Raw genomic sequence first — 15675 nt, 5'->3', positions numbered from 1 at the left:
CCTGCGAACGGAGGGACCCCAGCGTCAGCGGGTCGCCTCGGCGAGCAGCCCGAACACCGAAAACACCAGCGGCTTGCGCTCGAGATTGAAGGTTTCGGTGTCGCGCGCGGCGCGATTGATCTTTTCCCATACCTCTGCCAGCCGCGCAAGGCGGGGCAAATCCGCGTTGACGTCGCCCTGGTGCAGCCGCAGCGCGATCCAGCGTTCGATGCCATCGATAAAGGTGGCAAGCGCAACCCGATCGGTACCCGATAGCGCATCGCCAAGCGCGTGCAGCGCGCGCGGATCGACATTCGGCAGCGACTCCAAGAGCGCGGTGGTGCGCTGATGCAGTCCAAGCGCGTCGCCGCCGAGCAAGGTCAGCGCCCGCGACACGCTGCCCTCGGCCGCGGCGGCGGCCTGCTGCAGGGTCGGATCGTCAGGATCGATGCCCGAGGCGATCGATGCGGCCTGCACCACCTGATGGCTCGGCAGCGGTCGCAACGGCAACCGCCGGCAGCGCGACTGAATGGTGGCCAGCACCCGCGCCGGCGAATGGCTGACCAGCAGGAACAGCGAGCGCTGCGGCGGTTCCTCGATGACCTTCAGCAGCGCGTTGGCGGCGTTGGCGTTCAGCTCGTCAACGGTATCGACCACGCATACCCGCCAGCCCTCGCCGGCCGAGGTCGAGCCGAAGAAGCCGATGGTTTCGCGCGCTTCGTCGACCGTGATGATGGTGCGCAGCGTGCCCTTGTCGTTGACGGTGCGCTCCAGCGTCAGCAAGCCGCCGTGAGACCCAGCCGAAACGTGGTGCAGCACCGGATGGTTTTCCGGTAGCGCCAGCGAGGTCGCCTGCTGCACCGGCGGCGACATCGGGTCGGGATACGCGAGCACGAACCGCGCCATCCGATACGCCAAGGTGGCCTTGCCGATGCCCTGCGGTCCGCTCAGCAGCCAGGCATGCGCGATACGGCCGCTACGATAGGCTTCCAGCAACTGCGCTTCGGCGTCGTGATGGCCGATCAGCGCCACGGTATCGCGCGGCCGCGGCAACTCGATTTCGGTTTCGACTTTACGTGCGCTCATTCCGGTTCGGTTCCGTCGCTCAAAGCGAGCAGCAGCCGCTGCCGCACCGCGCCCCAGATCCGCGCCGCGACCGTGTCGATGTCGGCGTCGGCATCGATCAAAGCGCAGCGCTTGGGCTCGTCGGCGGCGATCTGCCGAAAGGCATCGCGCAGACCGCGGTGAAATTCCAGCCCCTCCGATTCAAAGCGATCCGGGGCGCTGTCGCCGCGCCGCGCCGCAGCCCGTTTCAGGCTGATCTCCGCCGGCAGATCGAGGATCAAGGTCAGGTCCGGCTTCAAGCCGTCGATCGTGACCCGTTCCAGCGCGTTGAGCAGCGCCGGCGGCACCGCGCCGAGCCGGCCTTGATAGGCCCGGGTCGAGTCCGAAAAACGGTCGCACAGCACCCATTGGCCGTCGGCCAGTGCCGGCGCGATCACGGTCTGCACATGGTCATCGCGCGCGGCGGCAAACAGCAGCGTTTCGGCCTTCGCGCCGCCGATCAGGCCGCCAATGCCCGACAGCAGCAGATGGCGGATGATCTCGGCGCCGGGCGAGCCGCCTGGCTCGCGCGTCACCAGCGTGCGAAACCCGGCAGCTTGCAGACGCTCCGACAGCAGCTTGATCTGGGTGGATTTGCCGGCGCCCTCGCCGCCTTCAAAACTGATGAAGCGGCCTGGGCCGGGGCGCGTCGGGTGCGGGGCGATCATCTCAGAGTTTCGACACGCCGGCGCGCACCAGCCCGATCACCAGCTCGCTGACGCTGTCGAACGCGCGCCAGGTCATCGAGCCCTGGCCGATTTCCTCGGCGGCGTGCAGCGGCACCTCGACCGCGAGATTGGCGCCGCGCCACACCCGGACCACGCCGACCGGCTGGCCGGGCTGCACCGGCGCCGGGATCGGGCCGCGATACAGGATGCGCGCGATCAGCTTGTCGTTGCCGTTCTTCTGCACCATCACCCGCACCGGCTCGGTGCTGGTCAGTTTGACCGAACGCTTCTCGCCGCCAAACACCTTGGCGTAGCCGACCAAATCCTCGGCCTTGAACAGCGTGCGCGATTCAAAATTGCGAAAACCCCATTCCAGGATTTTCTTGGTCTCGTTGGCGCGGTCATCGGCGCCTTCCAGGCCGTTGACCACCACGATCAGCCGCATGCCGTTCTGCACGGCCGAGCCGACCATGCCGTAGCCGCCTTCCTTGGTGAAGCCGGTTTTCAGGCCGTCGGCGCCCTCGAGCATCGTCAGAAGCGGGTTGCGATTCTGCTGGCGGATCTTGTTCCAGGTGAATTCGCGCTCGCCGAAGATTTTGTAGTTCTCCGGATAGGTCAGGATCAGGTGCCGCGCCAGCTTGGCCAGCTCCCGCACCGTCATCTTGTTGCCCGGGTCCGGCAGGCCGGTCGAATTGGCGAAGGTCGAGCGCGTCAGGCCAAGTTCGCGGGCACGCTGGGTCAGCTTTTCGGCAAAGGCGCTTTCGCTGCCAGCCAATGCTTCAGCCAGCACCATGCAGGAATCGTTACCGCTCTGAATGATGGCGCCGTGCAGCAGATTATCGACCGAGACCCGGCTGTGAATCTCGGCAAACATGGTCGAGCCGCCAGCCGGCGCGCCGCCCTTGCGCCAGGCGTTTTCGCTGACCTTGAACTCGTCGGTCAGCTGGATTTCGCCGCGCTGCAGCGCGCGGAACACGTATTCCGCGGTCATCAGCTTCATCATGCTGGACGGCGCACGCAGCTCGTCGGCGTTCTTCTCGAACAGCACGCTGCCGCTCGACGCTTCGATCAGGATCGCGGTCGGCGCGTCGGTGTCGTAGCCGCCGTCGTCCTTGGCTGCGGCGGCGGGGGCGCCCTGCACACTCTTATTGGCAGCCAGCGCCATGCCGGCCCATCCCACCAGCACCGCCAGTAGGCCGACGCCGACAAGCCGCGACAGCTTGGTCAGAGGTACGCCACGAGCCGAAAGATTGCTGAACAACGCCATGAGTGTCCTGGAAGCAGCGTGCAGTGATGGCAGCAGCGACGCAATGGCACGCCCCCGTTTCCGATTGCGTCGCTTGGTGATCAATCTTAGCCTGCGGGCATCGGCGCTGCCACGATCTCCCCACAGAAAAAGCAGCACACCCTATGCAGACCACACGTACCGTTCCGGTCAATGGCATCGAGTTGTTCGTGCGCGAACAGGGCAGCGGCCCGCTGGTGCTGCTCTGCCATGGCTGGCCCGAACTGTCCTATTCCTGGCGCCATCAGATCACCGCGCTGGCCGCTGCCGGCTACCGCGTGGTGGCACCGGATATGCGCGGCTTTGGCCGTTCCTCGGCACCGGCCGAAGTGGCCGCCTATTCGATGTTCGATCTGGTCGGCGACATGGTGGCGCTGACCGCCGCCTGCGGCGTCCATCGGGCCGCGATCGTCGGCCATGATTGGGGCGCGGCGGTCGCCTGGCACGCGGCGCTGTTTCGGCCCGATCTGTTTTGCGGCGTCGCCGGTCTCAGCGTGCCGCCGCCCTATCGCGGCCGGGAGCGGCCGCTCGACGCCCTGCGCAAGCAGGGCATCGAAAACTTCTACTGGCAGTATTTTCAACCGCCGGGGCTGGCTGAGGCCGAGTTCGAGCGCGATCCAGAACTGACGCTGCGCACCATCCTCGGCGGCGGCTTCGCCGATCCACAGGCGCTATTCGTCGCTCCCGGCCAGGGGCTGCTGCGCAGCCCACCACCGAATCAGCCGCTGCCGGATTGGCTGGATGAGGATGATCTCGCCGAATTCGTCGCCGCCTATCGCGCCAGCGGTTTTCGCGGCGGCCTGAACTGGTATCGCAATATCGATCGCAATTGGGAGCTGACCGCGCCCTGGCAGGACGCGCAAATCCGGCAGCCGTCGCTGTTCATCGGCGGCGCGCAGGATGCGGTGGTGACAGGCCTACTTGGCGGCAAGCGCGTCGCCGAGATGGAACGGGTGCTGCCGGCCCTGACCCGCAAGCTGATCATCCCGGAGGCCGGTCACTGGATTCAGCAGGAGCGTCCGGGAGAGGTCAATGCCACGCTGGTCGAGTTTCTCAAACGGCTTGAGTTTTGATCATCAAGCCGTTGAGCTAACTAGCATAATGGTTTTTAGTACAGGCCGCGGGCCGAGATCATCGCGCCGATCGCGTCCTGATGTCCGCTCATCTTGGCAGCGACCGGATGCGCAACCGGATGGACGTCCTTGCCGGCGTCATAGGCCACCGCGCGCTTGTTATCGAGCGTGCGGCCCGCCGAGCGGCTGCTGCGCGAGGCCGAGATTTCCGAGGTGGCGTTGATCGACGCCAGGTCCTGCGAGCTGTGGCCGAGCGAATACGGCCGCCCTTCCGGCAGCGGTACGTCGCCGCGAATCGCGCCGCGGGTCGGGCTCGGAATGTCAGGCACGAAATTGCCGGCAGCGGCCACCCGCACCACCGACGGCGCCGGAGCCGGTTCGCCCGTGCGCAGCGTTGCCAGCAATTGGCGATCGTCGGAGCCTTCCAGCGGCGCGCGGCCGACATATTCGACCCGCACCTTGGCGACGCCATGCCGTTTGAATTCGAGGAGTTCAGCGGCCCGGTTGGAAACGTCCATCAACCGATTGCCGTGATAGGGGCCGCGGTCATTGACGCGGACCACCAGAGATTTGCCGTTGGCCATATTGGTGACGCGGGCATAGCTCGGAATCGGCAGCGTCGGATGGGCCGCCGACAGCGATTGCATATCAAACACTTCGCCATTGGCGGTCAGCCGGCCATGAAAGTCGTCGCCATACCAGGAGGCCAAGCCTTCGGCGCGGTAGTTGACGTCTTCCTCGGGGACATACATCCGGCCGCCGACCACATAGGGTTTTCCGACCCGGTAAGTACCGCCGCCCTTGGGCACCGGCTCGCCCGGCGCGACGACGCGCGGACTGGCAGAGACGCCGTATTTCGGATCAACGCGGCTGGCGAATTTGTCGGATGCCGCGCAATTGGCAAGCATCAGGCAAGCGCTCATGGCGGCAGCGGCACGTGCCGCGCGGCCGAACGAATCTGGTTCGCGATACCCCATAGATCCCCATACCATTCCCCGGCCAGACGCCCAAACGGACGTCCCGCCGCGGCCGTTGCGGCCCTCACCCCACAACAATTGGAAACCATATCGCAGCGAGATCACGGCGGAAATGGGGTGACACAGAGGATAGTGGAACAATGGTTAATGCTTTGCGGTGGAAATCTCCACCCCGTTGCCCGCTTGCTGCAGTTCTCAAGGGGGTGAGGCGGCGAGCGGCACGCTTGGCGATCGTCATCGAAACCATCGCGGCGCCTTGATAAGATCGCATCAACTCAGTCAAAGGCGGGAAACGAGTCGGGGGTGCGATGAATCAGCTCATCAAAGATGTGTCGCCTGGCAGCTCGCCCCTCGAGGGCCGGATCCAGCAACGCAACGATCTGGCCTGGGCGTTGGCGGTCGGCGGCATCAGCACGGTGCTGGCGGCGGCGGCGCTGTGGTTCACTTGGCATTTTGCCGCCACGCTGTTTCTGATTTTCGCCGGCATCCTGTTCGGCGTGTTCCTGAGCGCGGTGACCTCGCTGCTCGGCAAGGTGATCGGCGGCAGTCACGGGCTGCGGCTGGCGCTGGTGTGCGTGGTGCTGACCGCGATGTTCGTCGGCATGTCCACGCTGGGCGGCAGCACGATCGCGCAGCAGGCCACCTTGCTGAGCAACACCATCAAGGCGCAAATCGTCAAAGGCAAAGCGATCCTGGAGGAGCATGGGTTCGACACCAGCTTCATGGATCTTAGCACCACGCCAACCACAGCGGAGACCGCGGCGGCGCAAGCGACCCCGCGCAGCCTGCCGAGCGCCGGTGCCCTCGCCTCTGGCGGCGGCGCGATTTTCAGTCAGACCCTAAAACTGCTGCTCGGGACGGTCAGCGCGGTCGGCAACTTCTTCATCGTGATCTTTTTGGGCGTGTGCTTTGCCGCACAGCCGGCGGTGTATCGCAACGGGCTGCTGCGCTGCGTGCCGCGATCGCTCCGCGCCACCACCGCTGAAATCGTCGACGATGCCGGTGACGTGTTGCAGCGCTGGTTGCTGGCGCAAATGATCACCATGACCGCGGTGTTCGCGACCACCGCGATCGGGCTCAAGATCATCGGCATCCCGGGCGCCTTTATCCTCGGCGTTCAGGCCGGGCTATTGGCATTCATCCCAACCATCGGCGCGATTCTCGGCGGGGCGATCATCGTGCTGGCCAGCATCGCGTCGGGCTGGATCGCGATGGTCAGCGCCTTTGTGCTGTTCCTCGGCGTGCACGCCATGGAGAGCTACATCCTGACGCCGCTGATCCAGCGGCAAGCCATCAACATCCCTCCCGCGACGCTGTTTGCGGTGCAGATCCTGCTCGGCATCGTGTTCGGGCTGTGGGGGCTGGCGCTGGCGCTGCCGCTGATGGCGATCGGCCGGGTGGTGATGGATCACCTCGGCAGCGACCTTGACCCGGAGACGGCGTCTTAGCGTCTGGTCCGGCGGTGCGAATTGCGGCGGTTCTGAACAACGCAGAGCCGCCCTCGCACAGGAGCGCCTCAGCGGCGCGGTCAACTCATGGCCAAAACTAGCCGGCCGAGGTCAGCACGATCTCGGTGTGTTCGACCTCAGGGGGCGCCACGAAAAAGGGGCCGACCAGCGCGCGCCATTCGGTGAAATTCTCTGAACCGCGGAAGTCGACGGTATGGTTTTCCAGGGTCTGCCACTTCACCATCAAGCGATAGCGCTGCGGCTTCTCGATCGAGCGATGCAGTTCAAAGCCGCAAAATCCGTTGGAGCGGCCGAACACCGCGCGTGCTTTGGTGACGGCGGCTTCGAAGTCGGCTTCCATGCCAGGCTTGACGTCGATCTGGGCGATTTCGGTGATCATCACGACTCCGGGGTTGGCGAGAGCGCTATCTCTAGCCGACCCCGGAGGGGTGGTGAAGCATGACGCCCTGCCGATCCACCGCTGCCATCAGGCGATGGCACCGGCTCCGATCGGATGGCTCGGCATCAAGCTTGGACGCTCCGCGGCGGCGCCGCGACTCGCCGCAGCGGCCAGCCGCCGACGGCAGGTTTCGAGAGACAAAGGTTCTTCGGTTGCTGCGATAACTCGGTTACGGCCGCCGCGCTTGGCCTGATACAGCGCGGTATCGGCAGCCGCGAGCAGCACTTCCAGCTCGGTGCGCGCCGGGCCGCCGGCAACGCCGATCGACACCGTGGTCGGGATCGCTTCCTCATCGACCACGATCCCGCAATTTTCGAACGATTCACGCACCCTCTCGGCCGCAATCATCGCTTCTTCGATCGTGCACGGCAGCAGCGCGGCAAATTCCTCGCCGCCGATCCGGCCGCTGAGGTCGGTGATGCGCAGCGAGCTGGCCACCAGCGTCGCGAACAGCTTGAGCAGTTCGTCGCCGGCCGGGTGACCGAACCGGTCGTTGACCGACTTAAAATAGTCGATGTCGAAAATCATCGCCGACACCGGGCGGCCAGCATTGGCCTCGCGCTCGATCATGCGCGCGGCGGCTTCGCTAAAACCGCGCCGATTGAACAGCCCGGTCAGCGGATCGAGCGAGGCCGCGGTCTTGTGCGCCCGCACCGTTCGATCCGACACCAGCATGAAGATCACGAACACCGTGCCAACCGCATACAGCACCAGTTCGACCGCAAAGATCGTCATCCAGATGTTGCCGCTGGCGCTCTGTTCGGGCGTCATCAAGAGATCGGCCAGCAGGATCGGCAGCATCAGCACGCCGCCATGCAGCAGCGGCACCAGCATGGCCGGCCATCGCCGCTGCATCGATTTGCGTCGTTCCGAACCAAGCTCGAACGCAGTCAGCACCGCATAGATCGCGACGATGCCAGCGCCGATCGTCATGCGCAGCGCGATCGCGTCCGACGGCAGGCTGACAATGGTGGCGATCCAGGCCAGCGGCCCGACGAACAGGCCCGGCCAGTTCGGCGCGCGGCCGTGGAACACGCGCGCCGCGTTCCACACCATGCCGCAGGCCACGAAGCCCAATGCATTGATGGCAAGTCCGGCGACATCCGGCAGCGCCGGGCTGGCCAGTGCCCACAGAGCGACAACGGTTGCGCCGAGCAGATAGGCGTAGCCCCACCAATCCAGCGCCGGAATGCCCTCCTTGCGGCCAAAATACATCAGCATGCCGCCGAGCAACGCGGCGAGCAGCGTAGCGACCAGATACAACGTGGAAATATCGAGCGACATGAGTGCCACCGGGCCTTGAAAGATGCCCGACGGTAGGAACGCCGTATTGAGATGGAGTTTGTTTGCGCTGCGCAAATTTCCGCAAAAATGGCGCGCGTTTCAACGCTAAATTGCACTCAACCTTGCGGTGCAGCAGCGGACAAATGCATTCAACCAGAGATTGATGCCGAATGCAACCTTATACCAACGGAAATTGATACCAACCCATCCGCATGTCATGGCCGGGACGAAGCGCGGGCATGACGGGTCAATGGCAGGAGCCGTTGGTATTAGATCGCACAAAAAAAGAGAGCGCCCGGAGGCGCTCTCTTGAACTTGAGTGCAGATCGGGTCTGCGGAAGCGATTAGCGCTTCGAGAACTGGAACGAACGGCGGGCCTTGGCCTTGCCGTACTTCTTACGCTCGACGACGCGCGAGTCGCGGGTCAGGAAGCCACCCTTCTTCAGCACAGAGCGCAGCTCCGGCTCGAAATAGGTCAGCGCCTTGGAAATGCCGTGGCGAACCGCACCAGCCTGGCCGGACAGACCGCCGCCAGCGACGGTGCAGATCACGTCGTACTGGCCGGCGCGGGCGGCCGCGACCAGCGGCTGCTGGATCATCATGCGCAGCACCGGGCGGGCGAAATACACCTCGATGTCACGGGCGTTGACGGTCACCTTACCGGCACCCGGCTTGATCCAGACGCGGGCGACGGCGTCCTTGCGCTTGCCGGTGGCGTAAGCGCGGTTGAACTTGTCGACCTTCTTGACGTGCTGCGGGGCATCGGGAGCCGCGGCAGCCACCTTCAACGAGGCGAGCTGTTCGAGGGACTGCATGGTTTCAGACATTATGCGGCCCTCACGTTCTTGCGGTTCAGGACGGCGACGTTGAGCGTTTCGGGCTGCTGCGCTTCATGCGGATGATCGGGGCCACCATAGACCCGCAGATTGCCCATCTGCTGACGACCGAGCGGACCGCGCGGAATCATGCGCTCCACCGCCTTCTCGACGACGCGCTCCGGGAAGCGGCCTTCGAGGATCGACTTCGCCGAGCGTTCCTTGATGCCGCCGATGAAACCGGTGTGCTTGTAATACATCTTGTTGTCACGCTTGCGGCCGGTGAGCACCACCTTGGCAGCGTTGACGATGATGACGTTGTCACCGCAATCGACGTGCGGCGTGTAGGTCGGGAGGTGCTTGCCGCGCAGCCGGTTGGCCACCAGCGCCGCGAGCCGGCCGACCACGAGACCGGTGGCGTCGATCACGACCCACTTCTTCGTGACCTCGGCAGGCTTTGCCGAAAAAGTCTTCATGCGAGATCTTCCATGAATGGGGAACGGTTCAGCGCCGATGCGCCGGACTTGGCGTGCTTGTAATTAACGGCCGGGCCGCCGTCAATCCCCGCGCGCCGGACATTGCTCAATCAGAACAATGACTTATGAATATGGTGCGATATTACCCGCAAAAAGTTCAAGCATTTGGAATGGAATAGGTCGAGGTCACATGCGCGATTGGGTCCGGACAGGTGCCCGACAGCAGCAGCACCTCGCCGACCGCCAGCCGCTTGCCGAGCTTGAGTAGCCGCGCAGTCGCCAGCACGTCCTGGCCGGGCTGGCCCTTGCGCAGGAAATTGATGTTGAGATTGGTAGTGACCGCGAGCCCGACCGGGCCGATCGCCGACAGCAGCACCACATACATCGCAAAATCGGCCAGCGTCATCAGCGTCGGCCCGGAGATGGTGCCGCCCGGCCGCAGCAGCCGCTCGGAGAAGCGCTGGCGCAGCAGGCTGGTCGAACCGTCGGCGCATTCAATGCTGATGTCATCGTGAGCGAACGCTTGCGGAAACTCATGGTGCAGAAAGCTCTCGACTTCCGCCACGCTCATCTTGGCATTTCTCATCTTGGTCGTCCCACCCTTGTCGCGCCGTTTCATTGATCACCGCGCTTCACAATGGTCTGTTACAATAACATGATTGCCGTTCCCAGCCCCGGATCATCAATGACCGTCCAGCCTGTCTATCCTGTCGCCTCCCACACCCCTGCTCTGCTGCGCGAAACCGTTGAAAGCGGTGTTGCGGTGTTGACGCTCAATCGTCCGGCCGCGCGCAACAGCCTGTCGAAAGACCTGATCAGCGATCTGCAGGCGGAACTTGATTCCATCGCGCGGGACGACGGCATTCGCGCCGTGGTGATCACGGCCAATGGGCCGGCGTTTTGCGCTGGTCATGATCTGAAGGAAATCACGGCGCACCGCGCCGATCCCGATCAAGGCCGCGCCTGCTTCGCGCGGCTGATCAGCGCCTGCAGCGCGATGATGCAGTCGATCGTGCACCTGCCCAAGCCGGTGATCGCTGCCGTGCAAGGCGTCGCAACTGCCGCCGGCTGCCAGCTGGTGGCGAGCTGCGACCTTGCGATCGCCGCCGACAATGCCAGCTTTGCCACGCCGGGCGTCGATATTGGGCTGTTCTGCTCGACGCCGATGGTGGCGTTGTCGCGCAATGTCGCGCCCAAACACGCCATGCATATGCTGCTGACCGGCGAACCGGTCGATGCCGCGACCGCTGCGGCGATCGGCCTGGTCAATCGCGTGGTACCGGCTGGTACCGAACGCGCGGCGGCCATCGATCTGGCGCGGCGCATCGCCAGCAAATCGGCGTACACGGTGCGCGTTGGCAAAGCGGCGTTCTATCGTCAGCTCGAACTGCCGCTGACCGAGGCCTATAACTTCGCCTCCGGCGTGATGACCGACAATCTGATGGCAGAAGACGCCGACGAGGGCATCCGAGCATTCATCGACAAGCGCCCGCCGCTGTGGAAGGATCGCTGAGGAAGGATCGCTGAGCGCGCCCCTGCCCGCTGCGTCGCTTGCCCACCCCGCCCGTGCTGGATCGCCGTTATGACCGCCCTTCATCATGACGACTATCGCGACGATGACATCCGCGCCATTTTGAACGAGGTCAAGACGGTCGCCGTGGTCGGCGTGTCGCCGCTCACCATCCGCCCGAGCTACTTCGTGTTCAAATATCTCGCCGAGCGCGGCTATGACGTGATTCCAGTCAATCCCGGCCAGGTCGGCAAAGAGCTGCTCGGCCGCCCCTTTGTGGCGTCGCTGACAGCGATCGATCGCCCGGTCGATATGGTCGATCTGTTTCGCAATGCCGATCGGGTGCTGCCCGCGGTCGAAGAAGCGCTGGCGCTTAAGCCGCTGCCCAAGGTGATCTGGATGCAGCTTGGCGTGCGCCACGATACGGCGGCCGCGCTCGCGGAACAAGCCGGCGTCAAAGTGGTGATGAACCGCTGCCCGAAAATCGAATATGCGCGGCTGTCGGCCGAGATCGGCTGGCTCGGCGTCAATTCGCGCACGCTCAGTTCCAAGCGCCGCCCGATGCCGACCACTGGCATGCGCCTGGCGCTCGGCCAATCGAGCCTTGCCGGCGGCACGCTTGCCGCGCCGCGGCGCACCGACTCAAAACCTGACAACAGCTAATACCGACCGTCGCGGCCCTTGCTTGACGCCTCCGCCCGATCGGCTCAGATAACCGGCAATTCTCAACGCACATAGGATCAGTCATGACCGATCGCAGCCCCGGGTTCGCCACTCTCGCCGTTCACGCCGGAGCCCAGCCGGACCCCACCACCGGCGCGCGCGCCACGCCGATCTATCAGACCACGTCCTACGTCTTTAACGACGCCGACCACGCCGCCTCGCTGTTCGGGCTGCAGGCGTTCGGCAACATCTATACCCGCATCACCAACCCGACCACCGCGGTGCTTGAGGAGCGCGTTGCGGCGCTGGAAGGCGGCACCGCGGCGCTCGCGACCGCGTCCGGCCATGCCGCGCAGCTGGTGGCGTTCCAGATGCTGCTGCAGCCCGGCGATGAATTCATCGCGGCGCGCAAGCTCTATGGCGGCACGATCAATCAGTTCAAACACGCTTTTCAGAGTTTTGGCTGGAACGTGGCGTGGGCCGATCCCGATGACATCGGCAGCTTCGAGCGCGCGGTGACGCCGCGCACCAAGGCGATCTTCATCGAGTCGATCGCCAATCCGGGCGGCTCCATCACCGATATCGAAGCGATCGCCGCGGTGGCGCGCAAGGCCGGCGTGCCGCTGATCGTCGATAACACGCTGGCGACGCCCTATCTGATCCGCCCGATCGACCACGGCGCCGACATCGTGGTGCATTCGCTCACCAAGTTCCTCGGCGGCCATGGCAATTCGCTCGGCGGCATCATCGTCGACGCCGGCACCTTCGATTGGTCGCGCGACAACAAATATCCGATGCTGAGCGAGCCGCGCCCGGAATATCATGGCCTGAAGATTCAAGAGACTTTTGGCAATTTCGCATTCGCGATCGCCTGCCGCGTGCTCGGCCTGCGCGACCTCGGGCCGGCGATATCGCCGTTCAACGCCTTCATGATCATGACCGGCATCGAAACCCTGCCGCTGCGCATGCAGAAGCACTGCGACAACGCCAAGGCGATTGCCGAATGGCTGTCGAAGCATCCGGCAGTGGCACAGGTCAATTATGCCGGCCTGCCCAGCGATCCTTACAACAACCTGCAGCGCAAATACGCACCGAAGGGCGCCGGCGCGGTGTTCACCTTCGCGCTCAAGGGCGGTTATCAGGCCGGCGTCGATCTGGTCGCCAAGCTGAAATTGTTCTCGCATCTCGCCAATGTCGGCGACACCCGCTCGCTGATCATCCACCCGGCCTCCACCACCCACAGCCAGCTCAGCGATGAGCAAAAGACCGCGGCCGGCGCCGCGCCGGACGTGGTGCGGGTCTCGATCGGCATTGAGGACAAGGAAGATTTGATCGCCGATCTGGAGCAGGCGCTCGGCGCCTGAGTGCGGCCGCGCCAGCCGCCATCATGATCGAGGTCGTCACAGGGCTGCTCTTTGTGGCGCTCGGCAGCGCGCTCGGCGGCATGGCGCGGTTCTTCGTGTCCGGCTGGGTGGCACGGCGGATCGGCGAGACCTTTCCGTGGGGCACGCTGATCGTCAATCTCAGCGGTGCGTTCGTGATTGGCGTGTTCGGTGCCCTGGCCAGCACCGGGCGCGGCTGGTTCGCGACGCCTGGACCGTGGCTGTTTGCGGTCACCGGCTTTCTCGGCTGCTACACCACGGTGTCGTCATTCAGCCTGCAGACCCTCACGCTCGCCCGCCAAGGTGAAGCGTTGCGCGCGGCGTGCAATGTGATGTTCACGCTGGTGCTGGGGCTGGTCGTGGTCGCGCTCGGCTATGCCTCGGGCCGCTGGTGGAGCGTGCTGCCATGAGCGCTCGCCGCAGCGAAATGCTCGATCGCGCCGTGCTCTATGGCTACATCGCCGCTGGCAGCGTGATCGGCGGCTTGGCGCGTCATCTATTGGCGCTCGCGCAACACGCGCTGCTCGGCCCAGGGTTTCCGTGGGCAACGCTGACCGTCAACGTCACCGGCTCGCTGCTGATCGGCTTTTATGCCGCGATCACCGCGCCGGACGGCCGGCTGTTCGCTTCCAGCCGGCAGCGGCAATTTGTGATGACCGGCATTTGCGGCGGTTACACCACCTTCTCCGGCTTCAGCCTGGAAATGCTTGACTTGCTGCATCATGGCCACGCGCTGGCGGCGCTGATCTATCTTGGCAGCTCGCCGGTCGCATGGCTGCTCGCGGCGTGGCTTGGGCTTCTCGCCGCCACAAGGCTCAATCGTCTGAAAGGAACCTGATCATGGATCTTCCCAAAGAGGCGGTGCTGCTGCGCATCTATATCGGCGAGGACGATCGATTTGAGGGCACGCCGCTGCATGAGGCGATCGTGCTCAAGGCGCGCGAGCTGCATCTGGCTGGTGCCACCGTGCTGCGTGGCCCGGTCGGCTATGGCAAGAGCAGCCGGCTGCACACCGCGAAGATTTTGCGGCTGTCACAGGACCTGCCGCTGGTGATCGAGATCGTTGACAGCGAGCAGGCGATCAACGGCTTTCTGCCCGAGCTCAATGTGATGATGAACGGCAGCAGCGGCCTGGTGACGCTGGAGAAGGTGCAGGTCATTCAATACGGCAAGGCCGAGTAGTTCGCCGCTGCTCTAGCGAAGGAGCTGTGGCGCGCGCGGCGGCCACAGCCGCGCCAGATGCGTAACCGCCAGTGTCAGCACCAGCACCGCCAGCGCCTGATGCAACAGCCCAAGTCCGATCGGAACCTGATAGAGCAGCGTCAGCACCCCGGCCCCGGCCTGCAATAGCAGTGCACCGAGTAGCAGCAGCGCGCTGCTTGTCGCCGCCCGGCAGCGCCACGCATCGATCACATGCAGCAGTGCGAGGGCGCACAGCGCATAGGCCATCATGCGGTGATTGAACTGCACGGTGAGCTGATTATCGACCAGATTGCGCCACCATGGCGTTTCGAGCCACAGCCGCTGCGCCGCTGGCAGCAGCGCGCCGTCGATCAGCGGCCAGGTGTTGTAGATTCGCCCGGCACGCAGCCCGGCGACCAGCGCTCCCAGAAATAGCTGCACGAATACCAGCGCCAGCAGCGCCGCTGCCGTGAAGCGCAGCCGCTTAGAACCTTGTTCTTTGTGTTGTGGGCCAAGCCGTTGCAGCGTCCAGATGATCGCCGCGAAGATCGCCAGCGCCAGCGTCAGATGGATCGCCAGCCGTTCCTGCGCGACCTCGACGCGCTGCGTCAGCCCGGAGCTCACCATCCACCAGCCGACAGCTCCTTGCAGCGCGCCGAGCGCAAAAATCAGCCACAGCCGGCGCTGCAGCGTGCGTTCCAGCCCGCCGCGCCAGATGAACCAGAGGAATGGCACCAGATAAGCGAGGCCGATCACGCGGCCGAGCAGCCGATGGCTCCACTCCCACCAAAAGATCGTCTTGAACTCGGCCAGCGTCATGCCGGCATTGAGCTGGCGATATTGCGGTATCTGCTGATAGGCCGAAAACGCCTCAAGCCATTGCTGGTCCGACAACGGCGGCAGCGTGCCGGTCACCAGCTGCCATTCCACGATCGACAGGCCGGAGCCGGTCAGCCTTGTGGCGCCGCCGACCAACACCATCGCCACGATCAGCCCCGCGACCGAAAACAGCCAGATGCGCAGCGCAACAAATCGAGCGTTGGAGGAACCGGCCATTGACGCCCTACCCCGAATGTGTTTTTCGCAGCCTATCGCCACGCTGCATGCGCGCAACCCGCGCGGTACATTGCTCCGGACCCGAAACCATGAAGATCCGCACCCGCAAATTCGTTGGAACCATCGGTCTGCTGGTGCTGGCCATCACCTGGTCGCTGTTCGGCATGGTGCTGGCCCAGTTCCCGCTGATCCAGGACTCCAAATGGATGCAGGCCGGCTTCTATGTCGTGGTCGGGCTCGGCTGGGTGCTGCCGGCGATGCCGATCGTGAGCTGGATGTCGCGGCCTGACCGCACCGCCTGAGGCGGCGCCCA

General features: G+C 64.6%; 19 protein-coding genes. 9 read left to right on the top strand and 10 right to left on the bottom strand.

The genetic code is table 11. The features are described 5' to 3' along the window. Nucleotides 1–24 precede the first annotated feature (24 nt). Genes BJ122_RS06410 through BJ122_RS06400 form a run of 3 tightly spaced genes read right to left on the bottom strand, consistent with a single transcriptional unit; the run spans nucleotide 25 to nucleotide 3018 of the window. Nucleotides 25–1065: a DNA polymerase III subunit delta' gene (locus BJ122_RS06410; protein ID WP_110780285.1), complete on the bottom strand. Its 1041-nt coding sequence runs from the start codon at nucleotides 1063–1065 to the stop codon at nucleotides 25–27. Further along, nucleotides 1062–1751, bottom strand: coding sequence for a dTMP kinase (gene tmk, locus BJ122_RS06405; RefSeq protein ID WP_110780284.1), 690 nt, complete (start codon nucleotides 1749–1751; stop codon nucleotides 1062–1064). The genes BJ122_RS06410 and tmk overlap by 4 nt, the downstream gene beginning before the upstream one ends. Before the next feature lies 1 nt (nucleotide 1752). Next, a complete protein-coding gene (locus tag BJ122_RS06400) occupies nucleotides 1753–3018 on the bottom strand; it encodes a D-alanyl-D-alanine carboxypeptidase family protein (protein ID WP_110780283.1) in 1266 nt (421 codons plus the stop codon). A 143-nt stretch (nucleotides 3019–3161) separates the two neighbouring features. On the opposite strand from BJ122_RS06400, the gene BJ122_RS06395 reads away from it, so the two are divergent. Next, the gene (locus BJ122_RS06395; protein WP_110780282.1) at nucleotides 3162–4109 is read left to right on the top strand and encodes an alpha/beta fold hydrolase; all 948 of its coding nucleotides are present in this window, start codon (nucleotides 3162–3164) and stop codon (nucleotides 4107–4109) included. 35 nt (nucleotides 4110–4144) lie between these two features. Here the strand turns inward: BJ122_RS06395 and BJ122_RS06390 are convergent, their stop codons facing one another. After that, complete coding sequence (locus BJ122_RS06390; RefSeq protein WP_110780281.1) at nucleotides 4145–5086, bottom strand: septal ring lytic transglycosylase RlpA family protein; 942 nt, start codon at nucleotides 5084–5086, stop codon at nucleotides 4145–4147. 308 nt (nucleotides 5087–5394) lie between these two features. Between BJ122_RS06390 and BJ122_RS06385 the strand changes: the two genes are divergently transcribed. Further along, nucleotides 5395–6534: an AI-2E family transporter gene (locus tag BJ122_RS06385; RefSeq protein ID WP_110780280.1), complete on the top strand. Its 1140-nt coding sequence runs from the start codon at nucleotides 5395–5397 to the stop codon at nucleotides 6532–6534. A gap of 97 nt (nucleotides 6535–6631) precedes the next feature. On the opposite strand, the gene BJ122_RS06380 is transcribed toward BJ122_RS06385, so the two are convergent. From BJ122_RS06380 to BJ122_RS06360, 5 genes are all read right to left on the bottom strand, one after another. Beyond that, entirely contained in the window at nucleotides 6632–6934 is a 303-nt protein-coding gene (locus tag BJ122_RS06380; RefSeq protein WP_110780279.1) for an antibiotic biosynthesis monooxygenase family protein, read from the bottom strand. 87 nt (nucleotides 6935–7021) lie between these two features. After that, nucleotides 7022–8278 (bottom strand): GGDEF domain-containing protein, encoded by a 1257-nt coding sequence (locus BJ122_RS06375; RefSeq protein WP_110780278.1) that lies wholly within the window; start codon nucleotides 8276–8278, stop codon nucleotides 7022–7024. A 344-nt stretch (nucleotides 8279–8622) separates the two neighbouring features. Then, nucleotides 8623–9105 (bottom strand): 30S ribosomal protein S9, encoded by a 483-nt coding sequence (gene rpsI, locus BJ122_RS06370; protein ID WP_027277184.1) that lies wholly within the window; start codon nucleotides 9103–9105, stop codon nucleotides 8623–8625. Then, entirely contained in the window at nucleotides 9105–9569 is a 465-nt protein-coding gene (gene rplM / locus BJ122_RS06365; RefSeq protein ID WP_110780277.1) for a 50S ribosomal protein L13, read from the bottom strand. The genes rpsI and rplM overlap by 1 nt, the downstream gene beginning before the upstream one ends. 157 nt (nucleotides 9570–9726) lie before the next feature. Beyond that, nucleotides 9727–10155 (bottom strand): PaaI family thioesterase, encoded by a 429-nt coding sequence (locus BJ122_RS06360; protein WP_110780322.1) that lies wholly within the window; start codon nucleotides 10153–10155, stop codon nucleotides 9727–9729. 99 nt (nucleotides 10156–10254) lie between these two features. Between BJ122_RS06360 and BJ122_RS06355 the strand changes: the two genes are divergently transcribed. The 6 genes from BJ122_RS06355 to BJ122_RS06330 all read left to right on the top strand — a co-directional run bounded on the left by BJ122_RS06355 (nucleotide 10255) and on the right by BJ122_RS06330 (nucleotide 14306). Beyond that, nucleotides 10255–11082 carry an enoyl-CoA hydratase gene (locus tag BJ122_RS06355; protein WP_110780276.1) on the top strand — a complete coding sequence of 276 codons (828 nt, stop codon included), beginning with the start codon at nucleotides 10255–10257 and terminating at the stop codon, nucleotides 11080–11082. Between the two features lie 69 nt (nucleotides 11083–11151). Further along, nucleotides 11152–11742: a CoA-binding protein gene (locus BJ122_RS06350; protein ID WP_110780275.1), complete on the top strand. Its 591-nt coding sequence runs from the start codon at nucleotides 11152–11154 to the stop codon at nucleotides 11740–11742. Between the two features lie 83 nt (nucleotides 11743–11825). Continuing rightward, nucleotides 11826–13106, top strand: a complete 1281-nt coding sequence (locus BJ122_RS06345) for an O-acetylhomoserine aminocarboxypropyltransferase (RefSeq protein WP_110780274.1) — start codon at nucleotides 11826–11828, stop codon at nucleotides 13104–13106. Between the two features lie 23 nt (nucleotides 13107–13129). Beyond that, nucleotides 13130–13534: a fluoride efflux transporter CrcB gene (crcB, locus tag BJ122_RS06340; RefSeq protein WP_110780273.1), complete on the top strand. Its 405-nt coding sequence runs from the start codon at nucleotides 13130–13132 to the stop codon at nucleotides 13532–13534. Continuing rightward, nucleotides 13531–13962, top strand: a complete 432-nt coding sequence (locus BJ122_RS06335; RefSeq protein WP_110780272.1) for a CrcB family protein — start codon at nucleotides 13531–13533, stop codon at nucleotides 13960–13962. Before crcB ends, BJ122_RS06335 begins: the two co-directional genes overlap by 4 nt. A 2-nt stretch (nucleotides 13963–13964) precedes the next feature. Continuing rightward, a complete protein-coding gene (locus tag BJ122_RS06330; protein ID WP_103010619.1) occupies nucleotides 13965–14306 on the top strand; it encodes a DUF190 domain-containing protein in 342 nt (113 codons plus the stop codon). Nucleotides 14307–14318: 12 nt separating this feature from the next. On the opposite strand, the gene BJ122_RS06325 is transcribed toward BJ122_RS06330, so the two are convergent. Further along, on the bottom strand, nucleotides 14319–15362 hold the full coding sequence (locus BJ122_RS06325; protein WP_110780271.1) for a COX15/CtaA family protein: 1044 nt from the start codon (nucleotides 15360–15362) through the stop codon (nucleotides 14319–14321). Between the two features lie 89 nt (nucleotides 15363–15451). Between BJ122_RS06325 and BJ122_RS06320 the strand changes: the two genes are divergently transcribed. Continuing rightward, nucleotides 15452–15664 (top strand): DUF2842 domain-containing protein, encoded by a 213-nt coding sequence (locus BJ122_RS06320; protein WP_027277194.1) that lies wholly within the window; start codon nucleotides 15452–15454, stop codon nucleotides 15662–15664. Nucleotides 15665–15675 lie beyond the last annotated feature (11 nt).

This window comes from Rhodopseudomonas faecalis (assembly GCF_003217325.1).
Classification (GTDB): domain Bacteria; phylum Pseudomonadota; class Alphaproteobacteria; order Rhizobiales; family Xanthobacteraceae; genus Rhodopseudomonas; species Rhodopseudomonas faecalis.
The sequence above is the reverse complement of the archived record's forward strand: the minus strand, read 5'-3'. Positions and strand labels throughout refer to the sequence as shown.